We start from the raw sequence: 3,403 nt of genomic DNA on the forward strand, positions 1-3,403 counted from the left end.
GGAGGTTCATGTTGGCACCGAGGGCCTGATCCAGCCGGCGGTTGATCCGGTCCCGGGTGATCCTGGTCAGCAGGTGGTCGTCCGGAATCCAGTTGGCACCCTTAACAAAAACAGCTTGCCCGTTGACCAGGAGCGTGAACGCCGTGCCGTTCTCGTCCTCGCTGGTGTCCACCTGGACCGTGCGGAAACCAATCCGCCGTTCCCACGCATCCAGTTCTTCGCCGGCAGGTCCTTGCAGGGAGAGTTGCAGGGGGGCCAGTGGCTGTTCGCCGTAACCGGCAGGCCACCAGAGCGGAGCGTTCGGCACGTCCAAGGTAATGACCGTTGCCTCACTGTCGGCAGGGAGCTGCGCTGTGACTGCCTGACCGAGCACAGTGGCTGTCAGGGTGAGCTCGCCTGCTTGGCCCAAGCCTGAGCGTTCAACGGAAACTCGAAGCTCCACGTGTCCCGTACCGTCCGAGCCAACCCTCACCAGGGGGATGACCTGGGCGAGCCGCGCCACGGACCACCGCTCGATCCTGGCTTCCTTCCACAGTCCTGCGGTCCTCAGGTCCGGGCCCCAGTCCCAGCCGAAGCTGCACGCCATTTTCCTGACGAAGTTGAAGGGAACAGGGTGGTAAGCGCTCGGCCGATCACCCAGGCTGGAGCGGAGTTCCTCTGCATAGGCAGTTGCTGACCACAGGGTAACGGCCAGTGTTTGCTGACCGCCATCGAGGAGGGTGCCATCGGCGGCGGCACGGCAGTCGAACCTGTAGGAGCGGTGCATGTTGGCCGTGCGGCCCAACTCGTGTGCTCCCAAGGCAATGCTGCTGACGGTGTCCACGCCGTCGAACACCAGGTCGACGCGCTCCTCAGCGCCTGGTGCAGGCAGCGTCAGGGGGAGTTCGTAGCGCCAGTCGACGTGGTGCATCCACTGCAGCTTCTTCTCGTTCCCATCCAGATACGGATCCGGGATGAGCCCGGCACGGAGCAGGTCAGTGTGTGCTGAACCGGGGACTTCGGCCGGGATGCTTGCCGGAATGTTGGCCGGTACCGGACCGGCAACGGGGGATACTGTCCATCCGGCGTTCAAGGGTGTCGAGATCATCGTGTGTCCTAGCGGTGTTCGAGAGTTGAAAGATCTGCGCTGATTTCATCCATGTGTACCCACCGTTTGCTGAAGTGGTTGAAACACACAGTGTTGTCTATGGCCTCACGGTCCGGAGGAAGCTCGCTTGCGGCAACCTTTCCGAGTCGTTCCGGATCAGGGGCAGCTTGGGCCAGAAGCTGTGTATAGGCGTGCTGAGGGTTCAGGATTACATCATCCGCCGGCCCGCGCTCCACTACCCGCCCCCGGTACAGGACGAGGATTTCGTCCGAGAAGTGCCGGGCCGTGGCAAGGTCATGCGTGATGTAGAGAACTGCGAGATTGTCCTCGCGCTGCAGGCGGCCCAGCAGGTTCAACACGCCCAGACGAATGGACACATCCAGCATGGAAACCGGCTCATCCGCGATCAGCACCTGGGCTCCCGGGGCCAGCGCCCGGGCAATGGCGACGCGCTGGCGTTGTCCCCCCGAAAGCTCGTGCGGACGTTTGGCCGCGATGATTTCGGCGGGGGTCAGATTGACGCGTTCCAGCATTTCCAGCACACGCTGATGTGTTTCGGCCGGCGTGCGTGTCCTGCCGTGGATCCTCAAGGGACGGGCAATGTGGTGCTCTATGGAATGGAACGGGTTCAATGACGCGAACGGGTCCTGGAACACCATCTGGACGTGCCGGCGGTAAACAGACCCCAGCACGGGAGTCTTGTCATCCAGCCGCACTGAGACCGAGCCGGAGGAGGGTTTCTCCATTTTTGTCAGGAGCTTGGCGATGGTCGATTTACCCGATCCTGATTCGCCTACGAGCGCCACCGTTTTGCCCGGCAACAGATCGAAGCTGACACGATCCACCGCCCGCAGGTTCCGCCGTCGGATGCCTTCACGAAGTGTGTAGTCCTTGGTCAGGTTGGTCACCGAGACAGATGTCATGGCTGCTCCTCAAAATCTGATACCTCGCCGGAACGGATGAACGCCCCTCTGCCGCCGCTCAGGCTGGGAAATGAGGCGAGCAGTTTACGGGTGTAGGGGTGTGAGGCGGAACGGTATAGGGCCTCGGCCGTGTCCAGTTCCACAATTTCTCCGCGAAGCATTACGGCAATGCGGTCGCTGATTTCCAAGAGCAGAGGGAGGTCATGGGTGATGAAGATGACGGCGAAGTTCAGTTCCTCCTTCAGCCGCACGATTTCCCGCAGGATGTCCCGCTGAACCACTACGTCCAAAGCCGTGGTGGGTTCGTCCATGATCATGACCTGTGGTTCCAGCAGCATGGCCATGGCGATCATCACCCGTTGGCGCATTCCACCGGATAACTCATGCGGGTATGAACGCAGGCGCTTGGGGTCTACGCCCACCAACGTCAGGACCTCTGCGCACCGGTCCTGGCGGGCTGCCTTCCGGAGGCTTGGGTTGTGGGCCCGCAACGTGTCATCCAGCTGATTTCCAATGGTGCGCACGGGGTTCAGGGCGTTCATGGCGCCTTGGAAGACCATGGACAGTTTGGACCACCGGAAACGGCGGAGTGCCTCGTCCTCCAAAGCAAGGAGATCGATGTCCTGGCCATCGCGGTCGTGGAAAGTCACCTGGCCGGACGAGATCCTGGCCGGCGGCTGGTGCAGGCGGTTGATGGCATAGGCGAGGGTGGTTTTACCGCAGCCCGATTCCCCGGCGAGGCCCAGGATCTCGCCGCGGCCAAGCTCAAAGCTTGCGTTCTTGACGGCCGGGACAGGATGTTCCGATTCGTAGACCACGCCCAAGTCCCTGACCGAGAGGACAGGCCCGCGGTTTGTCAGCCCGGGCGCGTGCTCCAGGGAGAGATCTGCGCTCATGATGTGACTGCTTTCTTCTGGATCCGGGCTGCTAGGCGTGCACGTTTCCGCACCATGCGGGCGTTCTTGAGCTTGGGATTGATGATCTCGTCAATGGAGAAGTTGATCAGGGAGAGTCCCATGCCAAACAGGGCGATCATCAGGCCCGGAGGCAGGAACCACCACCACGCACCCAGCGGCAGGGCGAAACCGTTCTGGGCGTAGAACAACATGGTTCCCAACGTCGATGAGCTGGACGCCCCAAGCCCAAGGAATGACAACCCGGCTTCGCCGAGAATCGCCGCGATCACCGCGAAGACGAACTGGGAAGCCAGCACAGGCAGGAGATTGGGCAGGATTTCGACGGCGATCACCCGCCAGGCGCGCTCGCCGGAGACCTTGGAAGCTGCAACGTAGTCCCTGTTCCTCACTGACAGTGTTTGCGCCCGAAGAACACGGGCCGAGGCTGCCCAACTGGTCAACGCCAGAACCACGGCGATGGTCCACAAGCCGCGGCT

The 3,403-nt window shown here is 62.0% G+C and carries 3 protein-coding genes and 1 pseudogene; all 4 read right to left on the reverse strand.

Going from position 1 to position 3,403, the window contains the following annotated elements; genetic code table 11:
- Positions 1-1,087 (reverse strand): annotated as a pseudogene (locus HP499_RS22340) (glycoside hydrolase family 2 protein); the annotation flags it as partial.
- A gap of 8 nt (positions 1,088-1,095) precedes the next feature.
- Positions 1,096-2,010, reverse strand: coding sequence for an ABC transporter ATP-binding protein (locus tag HP499_RS22345; RefSeq protein WP_172326284.1), 915 nt, complete (start codon positions 2,008-2,010; stop codon positions 1,096-1,098).
- On the reverse strand, positions 2,007-2,906 hold the full coding sequence (locus HP499_RS22350; RefSeq protein ID WP_172326285.1) for an ABC transporter ATP-binding protein: 900 nt from the start codon (positions 2,904-2,906) through the stop codon (positions 2,007-2,009). Before HP499_RS22350 ends, HP499_RS22345 begins: the two co-directional genes overlap by 4 nt.
- A partial coding sequence (locus HP499_RS22355; RefSeq protein ID WP_172326286.1) for an ABC transporter permease occupies positions 2,903-3,403 on the reverse strand: 501 nt, incomplete at its 5' end. The genes HP499_RS22355 and HP499_RS22350, both read right to left, overlap by 4 nt.

The sequence above is a fragment of the Paenarthrobacter sp. CM16 genome (assembly GCF_013179505.1).
Taxonomy (GTDB): domain Bacteria; phylum Actinomycetota; class Actinomycetes; order Actinomycetales; family Micrococcaceae; genus Arthrobacter.